Source organism: Bacillus sp. Leaf49, assembly GCF_001426125.1.
Classification (GTDB): domain Bacteria; phylum Bacillota; class Bacilli; order Bacillales; family Bacillaceae; genus Bacillus; species Bacillus altitudinis.
Genome location: NZ_LMRK01000020.1, coordinates 507344 through 531372, shown reverse-complemented (window position 1 = coordinate 531372; position 24029 = coordinate 507344). Strand labels below are relative to the sequence as shown.

General features: G+C 41.0%; 25 protein-coding genes. All 25 read right to left on the bottom strand.

Going from position 1 to position 24029, the window contains the following annotated elements; translation table 11 throughout:
* Positions 1-7: 7 nt before the first annotated feature.
* Complete coding sequence (flgD, locus tag ASG46_RS12495; RefSeq protein ID WP_035392066.1) at positions 8-451, bottom strand: flagellar hook assembly protein FlgD; 444 nt, start codon at positions 449-451, stop codon at positions 8-10.
* Positions 451-1773 carry a flagellar hook-length control protein FliK gene (fliK, locus tag ASG46_RS12490; RefSeq protein ID WP_056704722.1) on the bottom strand — a complete coding sequence of 441 codons (1323 nt, stop codon included), beginning with the start codon at positions 1771-1773 and terminating at the stop codon, positions 451-453. The genes flgD and fliK overlap by 1 nt, the downstream gene beginning before the upstream one ends.
* The gene (locus ASG46_RS12485) at positions 1774-2460 is read right to left on the bottom strand and encodes a MotE family protein (RefSeq protein WP_017359089.1); all 687 of its coding nucleotides are present in this window, start codon (positions 2458-2460) and stop codon (positions 1774-1776) included.
* A gap of 12 nt (positions 2461-2472) precedes the next feature.
* Positions 2473-2916, bottom strand: coding sequence for a flagellar export protein FliJ (gene fliJ / locus ASG46_RS12480; RefSeq protein WP_024720352.1), 444 nt, complete (start codon positions 2914-2916; stop codon positions 2473-2475).
* Positions 2917-2924: 8 nt separating this feature from the next.
* Positions 2925-4241: a flagellar protein export ATPase FliI gene (gene fliI / locus ASG46_RS12475; protein ID WP_008344803.1), complete on the bottom strand. Its 1317-nt coding sequence runs from the start codon at positions 4239-4241 to the stop codon at positions 2925-2927.
* Positions 4238-5002 carry a flagellar assembly protein FliH gene (gene fliH, locus ASG46_RS12470; RefSeq protein ID WP_048002828.1) on the bottom strand — a complete coding sequence of 255 codons (765 nt, stop codon included), beginning with the start codon at positions 5000-5002 and terminating at the stop codon, positions 4238-4240. The genes fliI and fliH overlap by 4 nt, the downstream gene beginning before the upstream one ends.
* Positions 4995-6011 carry a flagellar motor switch protein FliG gene (gene fliG / locus ASG46_RS12465; protein WP_017367244.1) on the bottom strand — a complete coding sequence of 339 codons (1017 nt, stop codon included), beginning with the start codon at positions 6009-6011 and terminating at the stop codon, positions 4995-4997. Before fliG ends, fliH begins: the two co-directional genes overlap by 8 nt.
* 11 nt (positions 6012-6022) lie before the next feature.
* A complete protein-coding gene (gene fliF / locus ASG46_RS12460) occupies positions 6023-7615 on the bottom strand; it encodes a flagellar basal-body MS-ring/collar protein FliF (protein ID WP_007499608.1) in 1593 nt (530 codons plus the stop codon).
* A 50-nt stretch (positions 7616-7665) separates the two neighbouring features.
* Positions 7666-7983: a flagellar hook-basal body complex protein FliE gene (gene fliE, locus ASG46_RS12455; protein ID WP_007499609.1), complete on the bottom strand. Its 318-nt coding sequence runs from the start codon at positions 7981-7983 to the stop codon at positions 7666-7668.
* A gap of 11 nt (positions 7984-7994) precedes the next feature.
* Positions 7995-8447 (bottom strand): flagellar basal body rod protein FlgC, encoded by a 453-nt coding sequence (gene flgC, locus ASG46_RS12450; protein WP_008344813.1) that lies wholly within the window; start codon positions 8445-8447, stop codon positions 7995-7997.
* Positions 8447-8836, bottom strand: a complete 390-nt coding sequence (gene flgB / locus ASG46_RS12445) for a flagellar basal body rod protein FlgB (protein WP_017359092.1) — start codon at positions 8834-8836, stop codon at positions 8447-8449. The genes flgC and flgB overlap by 1 nt, the downstream gene beginning before the upstream one ends.
* Before the next feature lie 288 nt (positions 8837-9124).
* Positions 9125-9904 carry a GTP-sensing pleiotropic transcriptional regulator CodY gene (gene codY, locus ASG46_RS12440; RefSeq protein WP_007499612.1) on the bottom strand — a complete coding sequence of 260 codons (780 nt, stop codon included), beginning with the start codon at positions 9902-9904 and terminating at the stop codon, positions 9125-9127.
* 34 nt (positions 9905-9938) lie between these two features.
* On the bottom strand, positions 9939-11339 hold the full coding sequence (gene hslU, locus ASG46_RS12435) for an HslU--HslV peptidase ATPase subunit (RefSeq protein WP_008344818.1): 1401 nt from the start codon (positions 11337-11339) through the stop codon (positions 9939-9941).
* Between the two features lie 16 nt (positions 11340-11355).
* Complete coding sequence (gene hslV, locus ASG46_RS12430; RefSeq protein WP_007499614.1) at positions 11356-11901, bottom strand: ATP-dependent protease subunit HslV; 546 nt, start codon at positions 11899-11901, stop codon at positions 11356-11358.
* Positions 11902-11915: 14 nt separating this feature from the next.
* Positions 11916-12833 carry a tyrosine recombinase XerC gene (gene xerC, locus ASG46_RS12425; RefSeq protein WP_007499616.1) on the bottom strand — a complete coding sequence of 306 codons (918 nt, stop codon included), beginning with the start codon at positions 12831-12833 and terminating at the stop codon, positions 11916-11918.
* 62 nt (positions 12834-12895) lie between these two features.
* Positions 12896-14200: an FADH(2)-oxidizing methylenetetrahydrofolate--tRNA-(uracil(54)-C(5))-methyltransferase TrmFO gene (gene trmFO, locus ASG46_RS12420; RefSeq protein ID WP_007499618.1), complete on the bottom strand. Its 1305-nt coding sequence runs from the start codon at positions 14198-14200 to the stop codon at positions 12896-12898.
* 70 nt (positions 14201-14270) lie between these two features.
* Positions 14271-16346: a type I DNA topoisomerase gene (gene topA / locus ASG46_RS12415; RefSeq protein ID WP_046526653.1), complete on the bottom strand. Its 2076-nt coding sequence runs from the start codon at positions 16344-16346 to the stop codon at positions 14271-14273.
* Between the two features lie 194 nt (positions 16347-16540).
* The gene (gene dprA / locus ASG46_RS12410; protein ID WP_017367240.1) at positions 16541-17443 is read right to left on the bottom strand and encodes a DNA-processing protein DprA; all 903 of its coding nucleotides are present in this window, start codon (positions 17441-17443) and stop codon (positions 16541-16543) included.
* Positions 17444-17506: 63 nt separating this feature from the next.
* Positions 17507-18409: a succinate--CoA ligase subunit alpha gene (sucD, locus tag ASG46_RS12405; protein WP_007499624.1), complete on the bottom strand. Its 903-nt coding sequence runs from the start codon at positions 18407-18409 to the stop codon at positions 17507-17509.
* A gap of 22 nt (positions 18410-18431) precedes the next feature.
* Entirely contained in the window at positions 18432-19592 is a 1161-nt protein-coding gene (gene sucC / locus ASG46_RS12400; protein ID WP_008344824.1) for an ADP-forming succinate--CoA ligase subunit beta, read from the bottom strand.
* Positions 19593-19768: 176 nt separating this feature from the next.
* Complete coding sequence (locus ASG46_RS12395) at positions 19769-20044, bottom strand: FlhB-like flagellar biosynthesis protein (RefSeq protein ID WP_048002829.1); 276 nt, start codon at positions 20042-20044, stop codon at positions 19769-19771.
* A complete protein-coding gene (locus ASG46_RS12390; protein WP_050827260.1) occupies positions 20041-21777 on the bottom strand; it encodes a hypothetical protein in 1737 nt (578 codons plus the stop codon). The genes ASG46_RS12395 and ASG46_RS12390 overlap by 4 nt, the downstream gene beginning before the upstream one ends.
* A gap of 28 nt (positions 21778-21805) precedes the next feature.
* Positions 21806-22570: a ribonuclease HII gene (locus ASG46_RS12385; RefSeq protein ID WP_046526651.1), complete on the bottom strand. Its 765-nt coding sequence runs from the start codon at positions 22568-22570 to the stop codon at positions 21806-21808.
* A gap of 76 nt (positions 22571-22646) precedes the next feature.
* On the bottom strand, positions 22647-23495 hold the full coding sequence (gene ylqF, locus ASG46_RS12380) for a ribosome biogenesis GTPase YlqF (RefSeq protein WP_007499632.1): 849 nt from the start codon (positions 23493-23495) through the stop codon (positions 22647-22649).
* Between the two features lie 90 nt (positions 23496-23585).
* A complete protein-coding gene (gene rplS, locus ASG46_RS12375) occupies positions 23586-23933 on the bottom strand; it encodes a 50S ribosomal protein L19 (protein WP_008344834.1) in 348 nt (115 codons plus the stop codon).
* Between the last annotated feature and the right edge of the window lie 96 nt (positions 23934-24029).

Below are 24029 nucleotides of genomic sequence, written 5' to 3'. Positions count from 1 at the left end.
GATTTGCTTACGATTTTTCTCCAACAGTTGTAACGTCCCAAGGGCTGATTTTCGTTCCATCTTCTAAATATAGGAAGTATTCATTGTTTATGTTTTTCACAGACTTCACAATGCCAGATATGTCTTTATCATCTTGTTTACCCTCTACTTCTTTACCAATCCAGCCTACATATGTCGTAAATGGATCTTGGTGTGCAACGAATGTAGACATGATCTGATTCATTTGAGTGATAGATTCGTTCATATTCATTTGCTGTTCTAAAGAAGAAAATGTTGCAAGCTGTGTGACAAACTCACGGTCATCAATCGGGTTTGTCGGATCTTGGTTTTGAAGCTGCGTAAGCAAGATTTTCAAGAACTGATCTCGGCCAAGTGTATCTGTTTTCTTTGCTGCGTTTGAAGAAGTGTCCGCTTGTGCGGCTGTTCTATTCGTCGCATCAACAGTTGCCATTAGATCTCCTCCTCTTCTTCTTCTGATCCAACAAGCGCATCCAGTACATCTTGGAATTCAGCTTCCTGTTCATCAGGCTGCTGGAAACTTTGTCCTTTTGATGGCTGCTGCTTGCCTTCCTCATTAAATTGTCCAAAAGACGGCTGATCATTTGACTGAAGCGGTATATGGAAACGGTCAACTTGAACCGACATATTCGGTAGCGCCTGCTTGAGCTGCGGCAGATGATGCTCGAGCAGCTCTTTTGCTGCTTGCGTTGAAGCTGTAATTTTACTCGCATACATTCCGTTTTGTTTCGTTAGCTGGATGGTAATAAACCCTAGATTTTCTGGATTTAATCGTACGGTAAACCGTCCGCTTGAATTGCCAAATGGTGTGAACTTCATTTGTTTCCACGTATTTAAAATCTGCTGATCAACCGTGCCTGGCTTTTCGTCAGTTGTTTGCGTCTGCTGCACAGGAGCAGCTGATTGCAGTTGGAAGAACTGTTTATGCCCTGGAAGCAGCGTATGGGTGATTGTTTTTTCAGAAGCAGGTGCCGTAGTGCCTTGACCTTTGGTGACTTCTTTTTTCATAAGCCATTCAAGTGAGGCAGCACCTTTTGCTGGAGATGAGAAGGAAGATTCTTGCCTCGGAGCAACCATTTCTTTTAACTCTCCTAAGGAAATTTTCCACTCTTTATCTGACCCTTTCGCATTCGCCATCATATGATCGATTAACTGATTAAAGTGTTTCAGCTCGCTTTGCGACATATTATTCAGCTTAGGTGCCGATCCTTGCGAGAAGAACTGCTCTTTTACTTGTTGAATGAGCTTTTCATCTGCTCCGTTTTTCGTTAGAAACTTGATGAAATCTTCACCTTTTGCTTGAATATCCTGTACAAGTTTTGCATCAAAGCTCACCGGCTGCTGATTCAGTATTTGATATAAGAAAAAGTGGACTTGTATGAGCTGTTCACTATGTTCAGCAACTGGCTTCTCATCCTGATCGCCATAGATAACCGATTCCATCTTTTGAAATAGCTCTTCAAGTGACTTTAAGTCAGCCCCTTCAAGCTTTTGACCTTGCAGCGCCTGAAGTGCCGCAAGAAGATCTCCATCTATTCCTTCTTCAGGTGATTGCATCCATTTTTCAATGATTTGCATCGCATCATTCATGGATAGATTGGTTTCCGCCGGCTGAGAAATAGCTGGACCACTTTGAATACCTGCGCCATTTAACAATTGTTTAAACAGGCCGCGAGCAGATACTGCCCCCTCTCCCTTTAGTCCCGAGAGACCTTGGGAAGATTGCTGTAAAGCTCCAATGTCCAATAGCTTCACTTATTGTCCACCTCCATTTTCACTTTCTTCTTTTTTGGCAAGCTCCTTCGTGAACGTTGCTGCCTTCTGAGGTGTCAGTTTTGCTAATATGTCCGTCAGCTTATTTTTACTCAGCTCTTCAAGGATCTTCAAAGCTTCTTTATCACTTAGCTCTGATAGAATTTTGGCAGATTTCCCTGCATCCATGCTTTCATAAATGCTGGCGACCTTTCCTTTTGATTGCTGATTAGAAGATGCTGACGAATCAGAGGAAGATCCTGATGCGTTATTACTTGATGATGTACTGTTTGATGAACTGTCACTTGCTGACGTGTTCTCTTTATCAGATGTTTTTTCAAGTGAATTGATTTTTTGATTCAATCGTTTAATCTCTTCATCACTTGTCTTCAAGTCTTTTTGAGCAATTTCAAGTTCATTCTCTTGTTCTTTAATCGTCTTTTTCAACGCTTTCAACTCTGTATCACGTTGATCGTTATTTGAAGATGACGTTTTTGATGTGTCATCTGATCCAACCAAGCTGCTAATCCCCGGAATGTTTTGGAGCGGTTTCTTTAGATCATAACCTGCCATATAAAGGATTGTGCCCGTTACAATCACAAGCACAACCAATGGGATAATGACAATAAACAAGATCCATTGAAATTTACCGCCGCCGCTTGATTCCTTTGTTTTTTCCTTCTTAGGCATTCATCTCGACTCCTAATGTCCTTGAAACATGAATTGGCTGATAGAGATATCATCCATTTCTTTCATTTCAATTGCCTTATGTTCAAGGGAGAACTTTTCAAATTGCTTTTCTTTCATTTTTTCAAACTTTTTAAACTCAATATTTTTTTCAGTTAAATCAGATTGCTTTTCATTCATTTGATGGCGTTTCATGATCACAAGCTGCTGATAATGATGAATGGTGTTATCTAAGTTCGTCACAAATTGTTGGTAATGACGCATTTCTTGAACACTCATCCCACTTCTCAGCTTTTCTTCTTTGCTCTTTTCCATTAGCTCTTTTTTACTCATATTTTCATAGAGTTTTTCAGCGGCTTGCTCAAATGCCGAAACGGATTGTTGATACGCTGCGAGTGATTTGTCTTTTTCACTTTCTTTCAATTCTAAGAGCTTTTGAAATTTGTATTGATATCTCACTGTTTTTGTCAATCCTCTCTATTCATCAAACTGAGCAATATCCTCACGCTGTCTTCAATCGATACAGCCTCTTCAACGTCCTGCTTCAAAAATGAAATCAGTTGTGGGTAAGCTTGCATGGCCTCATCAATATCTTTAGAGGAGCCTTTTTTATATGCTCCAATGTTAATGAGGTCTTCAGCGTTTTGATATGTGGATAAAAGCTGGCGGAACCGGTTAGCCGCTTCCTTGTGATCATGACTTGCGATATTACTCATGACACGACTGATACTTTTCAGAATATTGACAGCTGGAAACTGTCCTTTGTTGGCCAGTGCACGATCAAGTACTATGTGGCCATCTAAAATCCCCCGCACTGTATCAGCGATCGGCTCATTCATATCGTCACCATCAACAAGCACTGTGTAAAACGCTGTGATGGAACCAAGTTGATTTGTACCAGTTCGTTCTAACAATTTTGGCAGTATAGCGAACACTGAAGGCGTATATCCTTTTGTTGTTGGCGGTTCGCCTGTTGCAAGTCCTATTTCTCGCTGTGCCATGGCGACCCTTGTGACAGAATCCATCATAAACATGACATTTTTGCCTCTGTCTCTGAAATATTCAGCAATGGCCGTTGCAGTATAGGCTGCTTTTAATCTTGTCAGTGCGGGCTGATCTGAAGTTGCGACAACAACAATCGAACGCTTCAGTCCTTCAGCTCCTAAATCTTTTTCGATAAACTCGCGAACTTCACGTCCACGCTCTCCAACAAGTGCAATGACATTGAGATCCGCTTCTGTCTGCTTGGCAATCATCCCCATCAAGGTACTTTTACCAACACCGCTTCCCGCGAATATGCCAATTCTTTGACCAGTGCCGACTGTGAGCAAGCTGTCAATCACTCTGACACCAACGCCCATTTTTTCACGAATAGGCGGTCTGTCCATCGGGTTTGGAGGAGATTGTTCTGTTGAGACAGGTGCAAGTCCTTTAGGAAGCATGCTGCCGTCCAGTGGATCACCGAAGGCATCAACAACCTGCCCGATTAAACCAGTTCCTACTTTGACCTTTAACGACTCACCTGTTGCTTCAACAAGACTGCCTGGTGAGATGTTAGAGGCTTCTACGTAGGGCATGAGCAAAATGTTTTCATCTTTAAAGCCAACGACTTCTGCTTTGATCGGATGATTCTTGCTCCCTTTTTTGTGAATCAGACATACATCACCGATTGAGCTTTCTGGCCCCTTGGACTCGATCATCAGTCCAACAACTCGATTGACTTTACCAAAACGTTTATAAGGATCGGCAGTTTCAATCGTTTCTTTTAGCACATCTATGTTCATTTGTGATCACCTGAATCAATGACTTCTAATAACTTTTCTTTTAACTGATTCATTTGGGTATCAACACTCGCTTCCACTTTTCCAAAGCTTGTTTCGACGTAACAAGTACCTTTTGGTGCTTTTTCATCCGAGTAAATGGCAAGATGTGTATTCTTTTGAAGGATTCTATTTAATTCATCTTTATATTCCATCACATGCTCGTAATGTGCAGGGTCGACATAGATGGAAATATCGTCATATTCTTTCACTTCTGAAATGACCTGCTTCACTAGCGTTAAAAATTGTTCTTTTGTGTCCTCAACTGCATTCCATACTCGTTTAGCGAGCTCAAACGCAAGTTCGACAATTTCTTCAGCAGAGCTTTCGATTTTTGCTTCATAGTCCTGCTTTGCAAGGCTGACAATGTCATTCGCTTGATCAAGAATCGATTGATACTGTAAATTCGCATCTGCTTCGCCCTTTTGAAAACCATCTTGATATCCTGTTTGTTTTGCTTCTTCAATGAGCTGTACTCTTTCTGCTTCAAAATCAGCTCGCCGCTGATTGATTTCAGCCATTGTTTGTTCCAGCTCACGATTTGCTTTTTCTAAAATACGGCTTGCTTCATCTTGTGCATCACTTAATACAAGCTGAGATGCTTCTGTCTCGTTGACAAGCTCTTCTTCGTGATGTTCTCTTTTGAATTCCACTTGCTGTAAGGGAATGGTTTGACGGCCTTGTTCAGGAATAACAGATGTTTCATGTTTGATAATCCTAGACAATGATATCGTCTCCTCCACCTCGAGCTATGACGATTTCTCCAGCCTCTTCAAGTCGTCTTACGATACTGACAATACGAGTCTGTGCTTCCTCGACATCTCTAAGCCGGACAGGTCCCATAAACTCCATTTCTTCTTTGAACGTTTCGACCATACGTTGCGACATGTTGCGGAAGACAATTTCTTTGACTTCTTCGCTTGCCACTTTGAGTGAAAGCAGTAAATCGTCATTTTCAACATCTCGAATCACGCGCTGAATGGCTCTGCTATCAAGAGTGACAATGTCTTCAAAGACAAACATACGTTTCTTAATTTCATCAGCAAGCTCAGGATCTTGAATTTCCAGTGTATCTAAAATGGTTTTCTCCGTTGCACGGTCTACACCATTCAGGACTTCGACTACCGCTTCGACTCCGCCCGTTTGGGTATAATCTTGCGTAAAGGTTGAAGACAGCTTTTGTTCAAGAATACGTTCCACCTCATTGATGATCTCTGGAGATGTGCGGTCCATTAAAGCAATTCTTCTTGCAACCTCGGTTTGTACTTCCTCGCCTAACTCAGATAAAATCTGTCCAGCCTGTACCGGATCTAGGTAGGAAAGAATGAGCGCAATGGTTTGTGGATGCTCATGCTGGATAAAGTTTAAAATTTGCTCTGGGTCAGCCTTTCTAGCAAAATCAAATGGTTTCACTTGAAGTGAGGATGTTAAGCGATTTAAGATGCTGTCCGCTTTGTCCTCACCAAGCGCTTTTTCAAGCACTTGTCTTGCGTACATCAGACCGCCTTGTGATATGTAGTCCTGCGCGATGGCAATGCTGTGAAATTCTTCGATGATCTCATCTTTTTTAGCAGTATCTACACTTCTTACATTGGAAATTTCTAATGTTAATTTTTCTATTTCGTCTTCAGACAGATGTTTGTATACAGATGCTGACACGTCTAGCCCTAAGGAAATCATTAGGATTGCTGCTTTTTGTCTGCCTGTTAGTCGATTTGGATCTTTTCTCGACATGTGTATTCCTCCTAATCCTCGGACAGCCAGCTGCGTAGCAATTTAGCAAAGTCTTCTGGTTTATCTTTTGCCATTTTTTCAAGCTGATTTTTTCTCACCATTTCTTCTGTTTCTGGCTCAGTATCGATATCAGGAACATGAATTGGTGTACGTTCATCAAACTCAAACTCTTCTTCCTCATCTTTTCTTCGCTTACGTACGAGAAGGATAATGAGAGCGATAATGGCAAGTAGTAGCACACCGCCAACAATATAAACCCAAATCGGAATATTGTTTGAAGGGTTTTCTGCTGCCGTTTGCTGTTTACCGTCTAATTTTGATACAGATAAAACGATTTTGTTATCTAAGTCTGCTTGAGTGAGCGCTTGACCGTTTGTGTATTCTTTATCAATCGATGTACTGATGATGGTTGAAAGAATTTTTTTGATATCATCCTGCCTTTCAGCAGTTAATGAGGTCGGATCGTTTGCAGTAGGTGGTTCAACCAGTGCCTGAATGCCAACGTCTCTGATTTTATAAGGACTTTCTTTGATATCTTTATGAATGCGGTTGACTTCATAATTGATACGATCTTCGCTCTTTTCGTAATCTCCGCTTCCATTCGTTCCATCGGCACCTTGATAATTTGTGACATCATCGTCACCTGTTCCAGCGGTGCCTCCAGCTGCTGCGCCATTACCTGAATAAGTTTCAGCAATCTTTTCAGCGCTGACAGCAATTCCTTGCATGTTTTCTTGATCAACTGGTTCGACAAGATCTTCTTTTCTTTTTTCTTCAGTAAAATCAATGTCTGTAGTGACCGATACGGCAACTTTCTCTTGACCCATCATCGTTCCAAGCAGCTGTTGAATTTTTCGTTGAAGATTCTTTTCAATCTCCTCTTTTTTCTGCTGCTGTGCATCCATTCCACTTGCATAGGAATCTGAGCTGCTGTTTAAGTCATAGTAGTTGGAATCTTGGTCCATAATGACAATGTTTTCTGTTTTTAAATTCGGCACACTTTTTGAAATAAGATGATAAAGGCCTTTTACTTGTTGCTGAGTAAGCGTGTAGCCTGGTTGAACTTGCAGCACAATTGATGCTGATGCATTACTTTGCTCTTCTCCAACAAAAACGGAATCTTTTGGCAGGTTAATCATAACCTTTGAATCTTTAATCCCATCAATCGTGTTGATCAGATTGGATAGTTCTGTCTGAGTTGCGTCTACTTTCAGAACATCAAATTCATTATCTGTTAAACCGAAGCCGGAATTGTTCGCAAAGAAGGAGTAGTCAATATTCCCCGTTTTAGGAAGTCCTTCTGATGCGAGTGTGACTTTTAAAGTGTCTGCTTGCTTTTCTGGAACTAAAATCGTCGTTCCGTTATTTGCAAGTTCCGATTTAACGTTTTTGCCATCCAGTTCCTGTTTGATTTGTCCTGCTTCTGCCTCAGACAAATCTCTAAACAACGGAACCATTTTTTCAGAAGAAGCAAAGATGCTAACAACCGTAATAATGATTGCTAGGGCAGCTACGCCGCCAATCATGAGTATTTTTTGTAATTTTGATCGATTTCGCCAAAACTCAACTGTTTTTGTTCTTAATTGCATTAAAGTACGATTCATCTTAACCCCCGGTCATTCCATTCAGTCTATTTTTTGTCCACCAGCACCTCCTACATCTGCATTCTCATAATCTCTTGGTACGCTTCGACTGCTTTATTCCGAAACTCGGTTGCAGCTGTGAGTGTCACACTCGCTTTTTGTGAAGCAATCATGACTTCATCGAGATTGACATCTTTCCCTTGTGCGAGAGCATTCGTATACTGGTCTGATTTCAGCTGTGATTGATTTAATGCCTCAATGGAATTCTTCAGCACATCAGAGAAATTCGTTTGACTTTTAGGTGCAGCCGCCTGCACAGACGATGCATTCGTCAATTCACTTGCTTGCTGAGCGGTTTGAAGCTGGAAAGGAGATATTGCGTTAACCAATTCTTTTCACCTTACTTTCCTATTTCTAAAGCTTTCATCAGCATGCTTTTATTCGCATTCAGCGCAGTCACGTTTGCTTCATATGATCTTGAGCTGCTGATGAGATCAACCATTTCCTTTAATGGATCAACGTTTGGTGTTTGAACATATCCATTTTCATTGGCATCGGGATTTGTAGGATCATATTGAAGGTTGAATGGAGTTTCGTCTTCAGTAATTTTCGTTACTTTGACGCCGTTTCCTAATTTGCCGCTCGAATTCATGCTTGAGTTCAATATAGATGAAAATGATTCACCTGACGGCTGTAATGTGACGAGCTTGCGTCTATAAGGCTCCCACTCGCCATCAACCTGTTTAGCTCTTGTTGTATCCATATTCGCAAGGTTCGAGGATACAACGTCCATTCTGAGCCTCTGTGCTGTTAATGCTGAGGCCGAAGCGTTAACGCCTGAAAAAATTGACATCACTTACCTCCTGTCAAAACTGTTTTAAGAGAATTGAACTTTCCGCTCATTCTTTCAACCAACGCATTATACTGAATTTGGTTTTTAGCGAGTTCACTCATCTCTTGATCAATATCGACATTATTTCCGTTTTCTTGATAAGAAGTACGGTTACTCGAAACAACTGAATAATTAGACCCTGTTTTAGAAAAATCAATGTGGCCTTGGTATGTTTTTTTAGCATCTAATTTGATTGACGCATCATTTAGCATGTCGTGGAATGCAACTTTTTTAGACTTGTAGTTCGGTGTGTCTATATTCGCGATATTATTGCTTATGACTTTTTGCTTAACATTCGCTCTGCCCAAGGCATTCTCAAGGTTGCTTATCGTTCCAGAAAATATATCCAAAACCATATACCTCCAATCATATGTATTTCATTCCATTTAATCATGTCGAGATTTGTAAAACCATATGTTCATTGTAAGAAATAATAGGATTAAAGTCTATGATGTAATTGTAAAAAAAACTCGTAATATATATCTATTTTACGAATAGGTATAAAGACCTAGATTCAAAGCACTACAGAATTGTAAGGGGTTTCTTGGAAAAAAGAGTGTCATTTTTCGGACAAATCCTCTTTTTTTATACAAAAAAACCCTTTTCAGCGTTTATTTCGGCCGAAAAGGGTTTTTTGATTAGTGAGATTTTAAATTTTCAAGTTCAATTAAAAATTTGTTGTTTAATACTTTGATGTATGTTCCCTTCATTCCAAGAGAACGAGATTCAATAACGCCTGCACTTTCTAATTTACGAAGTGCGTTTACGATCACTGAACGAGTGATTCCTACACGGTCAGCAATCTTGCTTGCCACAAGCAGCCCTTCGTTTCCATCAAGTTCTTCAAAGATATGCTCAATCGCTTCAAGCTCACTATATGAAAGAGAGCTGATCGCCATTTGAACAACCGCTTTACTTCTTGCTTCTTCTTCAATTTCTTCCGCTTTCTCGCGAAGAATCTCCATTCCAACAACTGTTGCGCCGTATTCAGCAAGAATTAAATCATCATCTGTGAATGTATCTTGCAAACGAGAAAGGATTAACGTCCCTAAGCGGTCTCCGCCTCCGATGATTGGCACAATCGTTGTCAAACCTGATTGGAATAAATCACGGTTCTCAATCGGGAAAGCTGTGTACTCACTGTTGATGTCAAGGTTTGAAGATGTTTCAGGGACATTGAATAAGCTTTTTGTATATTCTTCAGGGAACTGACGATCTTCCAGCATTTTTTTCATACGTGCATTTTCAATCTGCTGGTTAATGGAGTAGCCAAGAAGCTTCCCTCTTCTGCTTAATACGAAAATGTTTGAATCAATGACATCTCTCAGTGTTTCTGCCATTTCTTTAAAATTAACCGGTTTCCCCGCTGCATCTTGCAGCATCGAGTTAATAATCCTTGTTTTTTGTAGTAACGCCATAATAATGATCCTCCTAGATTACTTTATTCATTTGTTAAAGTATAAATTGACTTAAGTCTTTGTTATTTGCAATCTTTCCTAGCTTCTCTTCTACATACTGAGGGGTAATGGTCACTGTTTCCATTGTAATATCAGGCGCCTCAAATGAGAGCTCTTCTAGCAGCTTCTCAAGTATGGTGTGAAGCCTTCTTGCACCGATGTTATCCGTCTCCTGATTGACGTGATAAGCCACTTCGGCAATCTTATGAATAGCATCGTCAGAAAATTCAAGAGATATACCTTCTGTTTCAAGTAAAGCCTTATATTGCTTTAATAACGCGTTATCTGGTTCCGTTAAGATTTTCACAAAGTCTTCTATACTTAATTTATCTAATTCTACACGGATTGGGAAGCGCCCTTGAAGCTCTGGAATCAAATCCGAGGGTTTCGCCATATGAAAAGCGCCTGCTGCTACAAATAGAACATGATCTGTTTTCACAGCCCCATACTTCGTCATCACAGTGGAACCTTCTACAATCGGTAAAATATCACGTTGAACCCCTTCACGAGAAACATCTGCAGACGATGCACCACCGCTTTTGGCAATTTTATCGATTTCATCGATAAAGATGATTCCTTGCTGCTCTGCTTTTTGCACGGCTTCCTGACCGACTTCATCCATATCAATCAGTTTTGAAGCTTCCTCAGCAGTTAACGCTTTTCTCGCTTCTCTGACGGTCAGCTTTCTGCGTTTTTTCTTTTTAGGCATGAGATTGCTAAGCGCATCCTGCATGTTCATACCCATTTGCTCCATACCCGAGCCTTGAAGCATATCAAACATGGAAGGCTGCTGCTCTTCAACTTCAATCGTGACGTAATGGTCTTCAAGTTCACCCATCGCCAGCTGGTGCGCAATGCGTTTTCTCGTCGACTCAAGCTCTACTTCTTCACTTGAGTGATCTCGATCACTTTCATCAGCATCAGAACCACCAAACAGCATCTCAAAAGGATTTTTCACAGACTGACTTTTTTTCTTTCCAGGAACAAGTAGATGAACAAGCCGTTTGTTTGCTTGTTTTTCCGCTTCTTCTTGAACATCCTTCATTTTTTCTTCTTTGACTAGTCTGATTGCTGTTTCCACTAAATCTCTGACCATTGATTCTACGTCACGTCCGACATATCCAACTTCAGTAAACTTCGTCGCTTCCACTTTAATGAAAGGTGCACCAGAAATCCTTGCAATTCTGCGGGCAATTTCTGTTTTCCCCACACCTGTCGGACCAATCATTAAGATGTTTTTAGGAACGACTTCATCCTTTAGCTTATCATGTAAAAGACTTCTTCTGTAACGGTTTCTTAAAGCCACCGCCACTGCTTTTTTCGCATCAAGCTGACCAATAATGTACTGATCGAGCTTTTCAACTATCTCTCTTGGGGTGAACGGCTTTTTCTCCATACGTCTCATGTCCTTTCTATTCAAGCTCTTCTAAAGTGATTTGATCGTTCGTGTAGACACAGATTTCTCCGGCCGTTTCAAGAGCCGCCTTTGCAATCTCTCGAGCTGAGAGATGGTCACCTGCATGTTTTTTGAGTGCTCTCCCGGCGCTAAGCGCGTAGTTACCGCCTGACCCGATAGCCAAAATGCCATCGTCTGGCTCGATGACCTCTCCTGTTCCAGATACGAGCAGGATGCTTTCTTTATTCATGACGATCAGCATGGCCTCAAGCTGTCTGAGCATCTTGTCACTTCGCCATTCTTTCGCCAGTTCTACAGCTGCTCGTTTTAGGTTACCACCGTATTCTTCAAGCTTCGTTTCAAACTTCTCAAAGAGTGTAAATGCATCTGCAACTGAACCAGCAAAACCTGCGAGTACTTTGCCTCCGAAAAGACGGCGCACTTTTTTTGCTGTGTGTTTCATGACGACAGCCTGCCCAAAAGTGACTTGACCGTCCCCAGCCATCGCACTTTTCCCTTTATGTTGAACGGCAAAGATTGTGGTTGCATGAAATGATGACATGAAAAAACCTCCTTTTAGGATCGTTTAAAAGCCCTTGGGTGATGAGACATGTACGTTTTTCTTAAAGAATCTTTTGATACATGCGTGTACACCTGTGTTGATGATAAATTTGAGTGACCGAGAAGTTCTTGAACACTTCTTAAATCCGCTCCCTCGTTTAAAAGATGCGTAGCAAAGGTGTGCCTTAACATGTGAGGATGGATATGTAATGTGCCAGATGCCTTTTTCATTAATTCAGTGAGAATGAATCGAACGCCTCTGTCTGTAAGAGGAGCTCCGCGCTGATTCAAAAACACATGTGAATCAGCACGATCCTTTCCCTTCACTTTCAGCTTCTGCCTTCCATCCTCTAAATATGTGGAGAGCGCTTCATGTGCATAAGAGCCGAAAGGTACATACCGCTGTTTGCTGCCTTTCCCATGAACAAGCACTGTATCCATCGATAAATCAAGATCAGATTCTTTTAATGAACATAACTCACTAACCCTCATACCTGTTGCATAAAGAAGTTCTAAAATGGCTTGATTTCTTTGACCAAGCGGTGTATTTACATCAGAAACTGTAAATAGCTCTTTTAGTTCCTCTTCATACAAAAATGAAGGAATTCGCTTATCCTGCTTTGGTAAGCTAACGAGTAAAAAAGGATTTTCTTTCACAAGCTGTTCTCTTAATAAAAATTTATAAAAGCTGCGAAGTGCAGAGACTTTCTTACTAATCGTTCTTCTTGTAAGGCCTTTTTCATAAGCTTCTGTTAAATAAATTCTCGTATCTTGATAGGATACCTCTTCAAAACCGTCTATTCCTTGAATGTTCATAAATCTGACAAACTCTTCAATCGCCTCAGTATAACCTGAGATCGTTAAAGCTGAATAGTTCTTTTCAATCTGCAAATATTCAATGAATAAGTGGACAAGACGCTGTTTATCTGTCATTTTTACACCTCTTTAAGGCTTTTAAATGGTATCACATATCTTGCTTCCCGTGCAATGTTTTACTACAGAGATTTCGAAATAGTTTGAATAGTTTCGATTGCGCGTTTAGCGTACTCTGCATAGCGCTCTTGTTTGTTTTTAATTCGAACGCCAAGATCTTTCAGCAAGCCAAAGTTTGCATTCATCGGCTGGAAGCTTTTCTTGTTTGTTGATGTGATGTAGTAAGCCATACTGCCAATCGCTGTTTCTTCTGGAAGTGTCACAAGCTCTTCTCCTTTAACAAAACGAGCTGCGTTGATTCCAGCCACTAGTCCTGAAGCCGCGGACTCAACATATCCTTCAACACCAGTCATTTGTCCGGCAAAGAATAAGTCGTCTCTATTTTTAAATTGATACGTCGGTTTTAGAAGGCTTGGCGAGTTAATAAATGTATTACGGTGCATCACACCATAACGAACAATCTCTGCCTCTTCAAGACCTGGGATCAAACGAAATACTTCCTTTTGATCGCCCCACTTCAGATGTGTTTGGAAACCAACAATATTATATAAAGTACCTGCTGCATCATCCTGTCTTAATTGAACAACAGCGTAAGGTCTTTTTCCTGTTTTCGGATCTTCAAGTCCAACTGGTTTCATCGGTCCAAAGAGCATGGTTTTTTTCCCTCTTTTGGCCATGACTTCAATGGGCATACAGCCTTCGAAGAAGATTTCTTTTTCAAACTCTTTTAACGGCACAGTTTCAGCCGAAATGAGCGCCTCATAAAAACGATCGAATTCTTCTTCTGTCATCGGACAGTTTAAATAAGCCGCTTCCCCTTTATCATAACGTGATTTCAAGTACACTTTATCCATATCGATGCTGTCTTTCTCGAGGATCGGCGCTGCTGCATCGTAGAAATATAAATACTCTTCACCTGTTAAAGATTTCAATTCTTTTGAAAGTGCTTCTGATGTAAGAGGACCCGTTGCGATAATCGTCGGACCTTCTGGAATGCTTTGCACTTCTTCTTGAAAGACGGTCACATTCGGGTGATTTTTCACACGGTCTGTGACGTTAGCTGCAAATTCATGACGATCTACTGCAAGCGCTCCACCAGCAGGAACCGAGCTTTCATCTGCTGCTGCGATGATTGCTGAATCTAAATGACGCATTTCTTCCTTTAAAACACCGACTGCGTTCGTTAAAGCATTCGCACGCAATGAGTTACTGCATACGAGCTCCGCAAATTTATCAGTGTGGTGAGCTGGTGTTTGTTTGACAGGTCTCATTTCATACAGATGGACTTTAATTCCGCGCTTGGCAATTTGCCATGCCGCTTCACTTCCTGCTAAACCTGCTCCGATCACATTTACAAATTGACTCATTGTACAACTCTCCTATTTCGTAAGTTCTATTTAATGACATAAAAAAGCAGGTGAACAAGGCTGCTCACCGCTATTTTTGTTGTTCCTCTTTATAATCACAGTTCACACATTGAACTTGAATGCCTTTTTTCAGCTTTTTCTCTACAAGCATATTTTCGCATTTTGGACACTTTCTTTCAATTGGTTTGTCCCAAGAGACGAATTCACACTCTGGAAAACGATCGCAACCGTAAAAAATGCGGCGCTTCTTAGATTTCCGTTCAACGATATTTCCTTCGTGACAAGTCGGGCATTTGACACCAATATCTTTGACAATTGGTTTTGTGTTACGGCAGTCAGGGAAATTAGAGCATGCCATGAACTTACCGTATCTCCCCATTTTGTACACCATTGGATGACCACACTCTTCGCAATCAACTCCGGCGTATTCAGGCTCGATCTCAACTTCCTGCATCTCTGCTTCTGCTTTTTCTACCCTTTTTGCAAAATCTTGATAGAAACTGTCGATAATGCGTACCCATTCAATCGTACCTTCTTCAACGCTATCAAGTTCTTTTTCCATTTTCGCAGTAAATTCTACGTTAATGATTTCAGGGAAGAATTCAATAATTAAGTTGAGCACAATCTCTCCAAGCTCTGTTGGAATAAACCGTTTGTTATCAAGTGCCACGTAGCCGCGCTTTTGAATGGTATCTAATGTTGGTGCATACGTCGATGGGCGGCCGATACCTAGCTCTTCAAGGGTTTTGACAAGTCTTGCCTCAGTGTAACGTGGAGGCGGCTGCGTGAAGTGCTGCTCTGGTTCAATATCTTTTGAAAGAACGGTATCCCCCTCTTTCAGATCAGGAAGCATTTTGTCCTTTTCTTCTAACTGGTCGTCCTTCCCTTCAACATATACTTTCATAAATCCAGGGAATTTCACCTTACTTCCATTTGCACGGAAAGTAAGCCCGTTATTTTCAAGATCCACACTCATTGTATCAAGAACAGCTGGTGCCATTTGGCTTGCCACAAAACGTTCCCAAATCAATTTATAAAGACGAAGCTGATCTCTACTTAGCACGTGTTTGACATCTGCTGGTTTTCTTAGCGTAGAAGTCGGACGGATGGCTTCGTGAGCATCCTGTGCATTTTCGTTCTTTTTGGCAGTACGTTTTGTTGTATTCAAGAAATTCTTGCCGTACGTTTGATCAATGAAAGCAGATACTTCTTCAATTGCCGTATTGGAAATACGTGTTGAGTCCGTTCTCATATATGTAATGAGACCTACTGTACCTTCTTTACCAAGATCAATTCCTTCATATAATTGCTGTGCAATCATCATCGTTTTCTTCGCACGGAAGTTTAGTTTTCTCGCTGCCTCTTGTTGTAAGGTAGATGTTGTAAACGGAACAGCTGGGTTGCGTTTACGTTCTTTTTTCGTCACTTTTTCAACAGAAAACTTGCTTCCTTTTAATTTCGCAAGGATTTCTTTTACATCTTCTTTTGTTTTTAGCGGATGTTTTTTGCCATTTACGCCAAAGAAACTCGCTTCAAAACTTTCTTTCCCTTTTAGGAAGGTGCCATCAATTGTCCAGTATTCTTCTGGTTTGAATTCATTAATTTCATTCTCGCGGTCAATAATCAGGCGGAGTGCAACTGATTGAACACGACCGGCGCTTAAACCCTTTTTGACTTTCTTCCATAAAATCGGGCTGATTTTATATCCAACGAGACGATCTAAAATCCGTCTTGCCTGCTGCGCATCAACCAAGTCCATATCGATCATACGTGGATGTTTAAAGGAATCTTTAATTGCATCTTTTGTAATCTCGTTAAAGACAACGCGGCAATCTGAAGAGAGGTCAAGGTCAAGGCTGTGGGCTAAATGCCAAGCAATCGCTTCTCCCTCTCTGTCGGGGTCAGCTGCGAGATATACTTTTTTTGCTTTCTTCGCTGCTGTTTTTAATTCTTTTAAGACTGGACCTTTTCCTCGAATCGTAATATATCTCGGTTCGAAGTCATGCTCAGTGTCAACACCAAGCTGACTTTTCGGTAAATCCCTTACATGCCCCATTGAAGCCTTTACTTTATACTTTTTTCCTAAATAACGCTCAATCGTTTTCGCCTTTGCTGGCGACTCAACGATGACTAAATAATCAGCCATACTCAAAATCCCCCTTAAGAGGTGTTCTCTCTTTATCCATTTCACAAATTTATATTTATGTTAATTGCACCTATCTAACAGGCAATCGTTAAAAATTCTTTATGATGAACATCATTATAAACACGAAAAACAAAGTGTAAACTTAAATCCTCACTATTATTAAATATTCCGATGTCTTTTGTCAAACGATATTTTTATGTGAGTTCAGTATATTGAACACCGCTCAAGGAGAATTCCTCTAAAATATCCTTCGTTGAATGAACAAGCTTGGCACCTTGCTGAATCAATCTAGCTGGACCTATAGAATTAGAATCAAAGATCGATCCTGCAACAGCAAACACTTCTTTTCCTTGCTCTAATGCCTGGTAGGCTGTAATAAGCGAACCGCTCTTTTCTTTGCACTGGACCACGATGGTTCCTCTTGTCAGGGCACTAATTAATCGGTTTCTCATTGGAAAATGCCATTTTTCTGGTTTGATATAAGGCGGGTGCTCTGACAACAGTAAATGATGTTCTCCCATATATTGAGCCATTTGCACATGTTCTTTTGGATATACATGTTGAAAGCCGCCAGCTACAACACCAATCGTTTTTCCTTTTTTTCTTATGCACTCTTTGTGTGCAAGTCCATCAATTCCTTTTGCTAAACCGCTCACAATCATCCAATCTTCCTCTACAAGTTCTCCAACAATTTTCTTCACGCACGCTTCTCCATAAGAGGATGGCACTCGTGTACCTACTACACCTAAACTTTTTTCTTCATTTAAATAGGTAACGTTTCCTTTTAGGAATAATACTGGGGGAGGATCATAAATGTGTTTTAGTGAGCTGGGATATAAAGGTGATGTGATGGGAATCATGTGAATATTTTGCTTTAAATAGGCTTGAACGATGTGTTGAAAAATGGGGAATTCATTTTCTTCAGCTTGTTGTAAGCGGGTAAAGTCGATCTTTTGTAATGATCGATCCTGTTTGAAATGATGTGTTTCTTCATTTATATATAGCTCAGGATCGACTTTCCACCATTTTGTTAACAAAGAGGGTGAGATGAGGCCTTTTAAGCGGTGAAAAATCATTCTTTCGGACACGTTGTACATACCATTCCTCCAGTTTAAGATAGAAAGAAGAAGACTTGTCAAAGAACAAGTCTTCTTGTGTCATTAATGCGTTTTACAAGCTTCGAAGAGATTCTTCTCTTTTAACACTTTAATTAAGGTTTCTCCCATGACAGATGGTGTCTCTGCCACTTCAATTCCACATTCACGCATTGTTTTTACTTTTTCATCAGCAGTTCCTTTACCACCAGAAATAATGGCACCAGCATGTCCCATACGTTTTCCTGGAGGCGCTGTTTTACCGCCAATAAAGCCAACAACCGGCTTGGTCATATTTGCTTTTACCCATTCAGCTGCTTCTTCTTCAGCAGTACCGCCGATTTCACCAATCATGATCACAGCATGCGTTTCAGGATCTTCATTGAAGGCTTTTAATACATCAATAAAGTTCGTACCATTGACAGGGTCGCCGCCAATTCCTACAGCTGTTGATTGACCAACACCAGCCTCTGAAAGCTGATGTACCGCTTCATATGTAAGCGTTCCAGAACGAGACACAACACCAACATGACCTTTTTTATGAATGTAGCCAGGCATGATGCCAATTTTACATTCTTCAGGTGTAATCACACCAGGACAGTTCGGTCCAACAAGTCTTGTCTTCTTACCTTCCATATAGCGTTTCACTTTAACCATATCCAGAACTGGAATGTGTTCTGTGATACAAATCACTAGATCCACTTCTGCATCAACAGCCTCTAAAATGGCGTCTGCTGCAAATGGTGCTGGTACATAGATAACAGAAGCATTTGCTCCAGTTGTCTGTACTGCTTCAGATACAGTATTAAATACAGGAACTCCCTCTACTTCAGTTCCACCTTTTCCAGGTGTGACACCGCCAACGATATTTGTTCCATACTCAATCATTTGTTTTGTATGGAATAATGCGGTTGAACCGGTAATCCCCTGAACAATTACTCTCGTATTTTTATTAATAAATACACTCATTTAGGTTCCCTGCCTTTCTGCTCTACTTGACTAAAGATACAATCTTTTCTGCCCCGTCAGCCATAGACTCAGCAGAAGTGATATTTAAGCCTGAATCACTCAGGATTTTCTTCCCTAATTCAACGTTTGTTCCTTCAAGACGTACAACGAGTGGTAATGTTAAGCCGACTTGTTTCGTCGCTTCAACAACACCTTCTGCAATGACATCACATTTCATGATGCCGCCAAAAATGTTCACGAAAATCCCTTTGACATTTTGATCAGATAAGATGATTTTAAATGCTTCCGTTACTTTTTCAGCAGTTGCACCGCCGCCAACATCAAGGAAGTTTGCAGGGTCCCCGCCGTAATGCTTGATGATATCCATTGTAGACATCGCAAGGCCTGCTCCATTCACCATACAGCCAATATTCCCATCTAGTGAAATGTAGCTTAGGTCATATTTAGATGCTTCAATCTCCTTTGGATCTTCTTCATCAAGGTCACGGTATTCTAATATATCTTTTTGTCTATATAAGGCATTGCTATCAAAGTTTAATTTTGCATCAAGTGCCATGACTTTTCCATCACCTGTTACAACAAGAGGATTTATCTCGGCAATTGAACAATCCTTTTCAATAAACGCATTGTAAAGGCTTGTCATAAACTTAACAGCTTGACCAACTAATTTTGTTGGAATATTAATTTTAAACGCAACTTCTCTCGCCTGATAGGCTTGGAGACCAATCGCTGGGTCGATGACCACTTTCACGATTTTTTCTGGCGTTTTTTCTGCTACTTCTTCAATTTCAGTACCGCCTTCTTCAGAAGCCATCAAAACAATTCTTGATGTCGCTCTATCCAAAACGAGTCCTACATAGTACTCTTTTTGAATATCGCAGCCTTCTTCAATAAGTAAGCGTTTTATTTCGCGCCCTTCAGGCCCTGTTTGATGTGTGACAAGTGTCTTGCCGAGCAATTCCTCTGCAAACCCTTTCACTTCATCTTTTGTTTTTGCAATTTTTACCCCACCTGCTTTACCACGGCCGCCTGCATGAATCTGTGCTTTTACGACATATACAGAGCTTCCAAGCTCTTCTGATGCTTTCACTGCTTCATCAGGTGTAAATGCTACTTTACCATTTGGAACTGAAACCCCATATTTTCTTAGGATTTCTTTTCCTTGGTACTCATGGATATTCATTTCCCATCCTCCCAACATATGTAGAAACAAAAATTATAAAATAGACTGCGCTTTCATTTTAAAGAATAAAAAAGAGAATGTCTAGGGTTCTATGTAAAATCGTAAAATCCTTCTAAACATTCAAACTTTTATTTTATTAAAAATATAAATTTTTCAGTCAAAACACTTATTTTACCTTATTTTTTCATTTTTTGATCCAATCGATAGATAAATGAAAATATTTCTGCTACAGTATCGTATAACGCTTCTGGGATTTCCTCATCGAGCGTTAAGTGGCGCATCAGTTCTACTAAATTACGGTCTTCTTGAATAGGGACTCCAGCTTTTTGAGCTTCTTCAATAATATGATCAGCCACATAGCCACTGCCTGTTGCAACGACTTTTGGCGCTTTTTGTTTTTCTTCATCATAGTGTAGAGCGATCGCTCTTCTAAGCGGTTTTGAATCTTTCATACTCGTAAGTCCAGCCCTTTCTCGCTGATTTTATGAAAGTGTTCATCTAGAAAGTCAGACGGATCAATTGGCTCTTCTCTCTTTTTCGCTGTAATCCCCGTCAAACTATACCCTAGGGCATTTAAATTCTCTCGAACAGCTGGAATCATTGGATTAATGGTCCCTTGCAGTTCGTGAGCCGTCTCGACTGTAATTGACATCACTTTTTGCTGAATCGTACAGTCTATTAACGTTTCTTCTAAGTTTTCCATGTTTAAATAAAACATTAAACGGCACTGAGAAATATCAATAGAGCCATCTTTTTTCTTATGCCCTTTTAGAATAAAGGTTAAATCTTGAACACTATGTTTTGAGAAAAGCGGGTAAGAAACCATCATTTGACTAACTGTTTGGTTTTCCTGATGCACTAGTAACTGCCCATTTAATCTATGGAATAATTGATCCACTTCTTTTTTTACGGGCTCGGGAACATCAGCTTGCCTTGCATCATTTAAAACCATCTTTAATTGGTGAAGCTCTTGGCTTTTGACATCTTGGCTGCCCTTTTCCAGTAATTTCAGCATCCCAATTTCATCTCGTACACCTATCGCTTTTTTCATCGTCATCAGTAAATTGAGTACATCGGTTTTATTGCCTAATGCTGGTTCAGTCTGCTGAATGACCTTTACCAATGCGTTCGCCTCTGTTTTTGAAAGAAACGGAAATTCCCTTTGAAGCACGGCTGCCTTTGCGTCAGCCTGTGGCCCTGCCTGCTGGACTGCTTGAACCAGTGATGTGAGTTGTTTTACATCAAGCTGCTGCTGTCCGTCTGTACCTTGCTTTGTGATGCTCGTCAGAATGCGTTCTATTTGCTGAAGCGGGAGCTGTTTTGGACTTAATAATTGCTGCACGCTGTTCTGATTCACTGTATCCGCCTGTCGCCCTTGTTGTATAGCGGTGGGCTGGCTCTGCTTTGTTTGCTGAGCCGGATTGACATGAGGCTGCACTTGCTGCAAGCTTTCTCCTTGCTTCGTTTGACCTTCTTTTGCTCCTAGAAGCACCGATAAGAGCTTTTCTGCATGAACGGTTGTCTCAGCATTTACAACCGTACGAACGGCCTGTGTAAGAGCCTGTGTGGCTTCTGATTGCTTCGGAAGCTGTGTTAATCGATCTAGCAGTGCTGTCACATCCTGATGAAGTGCAGAGGGGGATTTCATCGCTAATATTGATTGGAGCACTCCTTGTTGAATCGGCAAATCTTTCTTTAAAGCAAAAAGAAGTGCTTGCAGACCTTTTTTGATATCCGCACCTTGAAGTTGTTCAATCCATTTTACTGCCGTTTTTAACTCTGCTTCGTTGATGACCGGTTTTTCTTTTAAAAAAGCTGTAGCTGTTAACATTTGTTCAAGTCCATTTTTAAGCGACAGACCTTCTAGTAGTTTAGCTGCGGCATCCTTTAATGTTTTAGGATCTTGGTCAAATTGCTGAACAGGTCTTAATTTACTCAGACTGCCTCCACCTTCTTGTTCTAATTGGAACCAGTAGAAAGAATCGGCTTTGAGCTGAGCCGCTAGCTGCGCTTTGATTTTGGTCGAACCTATTTGAACAAGTGCTGTATCATCCCCGAGCATTTTCAGTACTTTGCCGAGAATGAGCCGGTGAATATTTTCCTTTCCTTCCGTGTTAAGCGGAACAGATTCTGCCGTATTCAGCCGACTATTCAGTGCAGTATGTATATCTTCAACTCTTGTCATCACAGGCAGCCTCCTTGTGTCAAAATATTTATGAAATAACAGATTTCACTGGTGCAAATGATAACCGGTGGATAGGTGTGGCGCCATGTGTTTGAATGGCAGCAAGGTGCTCTTTCGTTCCATACCCTTTATGTTTTTCAAATTGATACTCAGGGTACTGGCGTCCATACTCTTCCATCATTTGGTCCCTTGTCACTTTGGCAATACATGCACCAGCTGCGATGGATGCGCTTTTAGCATCTCCTTTGATGATATTCTCCTGTTGAGTAGGAAGCGGGAGCGTCATCGCATCTATGAGTAGATAATCAGGTGTGTGAGTGAGCTGCTTTACAGCCCTCACCATCGCCAGTCTTGATGCTTCGTATATATTGATTTCGTCAATCGTTGCCGCATCAACAATGCCGATGCCGATGTCGAGCGCTTCCTTTTGAATGAGCTCATAATAGGTCATTCTTTTTTTCTCAGATAGCTGTTTTGAATCATTTAAACCGAGTAGGACGGTATCTTCTTTTAATATCACAGCTGCCGCAACCACTGGGCCAGCGAGTGGTCCTCTTCCTGCTTCATCTATGCCTGCAATATAAGTGTATCCTTGCGCTTTTGCTTTGGTTTCAAATTGCAGCATTTGCTTCCATGCTGCATGTAGTTCTTGCTGCTTTTCTCTCTCTTTGTTCCATTTGTCCATCAGCTTCTGGACACTTTTTCTTGTATCGTCTTTCAATAGTTCACGAATGTATGACTCGTCGTCAGCATGTTGTTCTATTAATGCTTTTATTTGTTTGACCGTGTACATTGGCTTTTCCGCAGCCTCCTTCTTTATATCGGCAGTTTTTCGCAAAAAATAAAGACCCGCATGAGCTGCGTGTCTTTTAGCTTTCAGGCTTCTCAAAAGTGAGGGGACCAAATTTTTCCGTTCGAATATCCCGAATGATGATTTCGGTCGTTTTGTCGTAATTAATGAATCCTCCACTCATCAGACAGCCGCGTTTTGTGCCAATGGCATCAAACAGCTCAACTGTATCTTCAGGTATTTCTGCTAGATCATAGCGTTTTTTTAATCGCTCTGGATAGTGCTCTTCTAAAAAGCGTAGCGCATAAACGGCGACATCCTGCAAGTTGATGATTGAGTCTTTAATCGCTCCGGTGACGGCCAGCCTAAGACCTACTTGTTCATCTTCAAATTTCGGCCAGAGAATTCCGGGGGTATCGAGCAGTTCAAGTTCTTTTCCTACCTTCACCCATTGCTGTGACGTCGTAATACCAGGTCGATCTCCTGTTTTCGCAATATTTTTCTTTGCCAACCGATTGATCAGCGTTGATTTGCCGACATTGGGAATTCCGATAATCAAAGCTCGAATGGCACGCGGCTTAACACCTTTTGCTTTCATTCGATCGAACTTTTCTTTTAATATTTCTTTTGATGTCGTAATGATTTGATTTAACCCTTGTCCATCGACAGAATTAATGGCAAGCGACCGTACACCTTGCGCTTCAAAGTGTGCCTGCCACTCTTTTGTCATACGAGGATCTGCTTTATCTGCTTTGTTCAAAAGCATAATTTTCGGTTTGTTTTGGAGGATTTCTTCAATCATTGGGTTTCTAGAGGACATCGGAATCCTTGCATCGGTTAATTCAAATACGATGTCGATGAGCTTTAATTTTTCTGTGACTTCCCGTCTTGCTTTTGCCATATGGCCTGGAAACCATTGAATTGTCATATGTGCACCTTCTCTCTTCTAACGGTTGTCTCTATACATTGTACAAAAAAAGAGCCTGTTACAGGTAACAAGCTCTTTCCTTTGATATCATTATCGTCTGATTTCTTTGATACGAGCCGCTTTACCGCGAAGTTCACGTAGGTAGTAAAGTTTCGCACGACGTACCTTACCGTGACGTACAACTTCGATCTTAGCGATTTTTGGTGTGTGTACAGGGAATGTACGCTCAACGCCTACACCGTAAGAGATCTTACGAACTGTGAAAGTTTCGCTGATTCCACCACCACGACGCTTAATTACAACACCTTCAAAGATCTGGATACGCTCACGAGTACCCTCGACAACTTTCACGTGTACACGTAAAGTGTCACCAGGACGGAACGCAGGAAGATCAGTGCGTAATTGTTCTTTTGTGATTTCTTCAATCAATTGTTGCATCGTTTTCAACTCCTTCCAACAGATGCTCATGTCCTCTTTCTTCATTGCAGCGGAACATCGTTTTCAAACTTGAATCGGCAAGCCGTCCAAGTCACA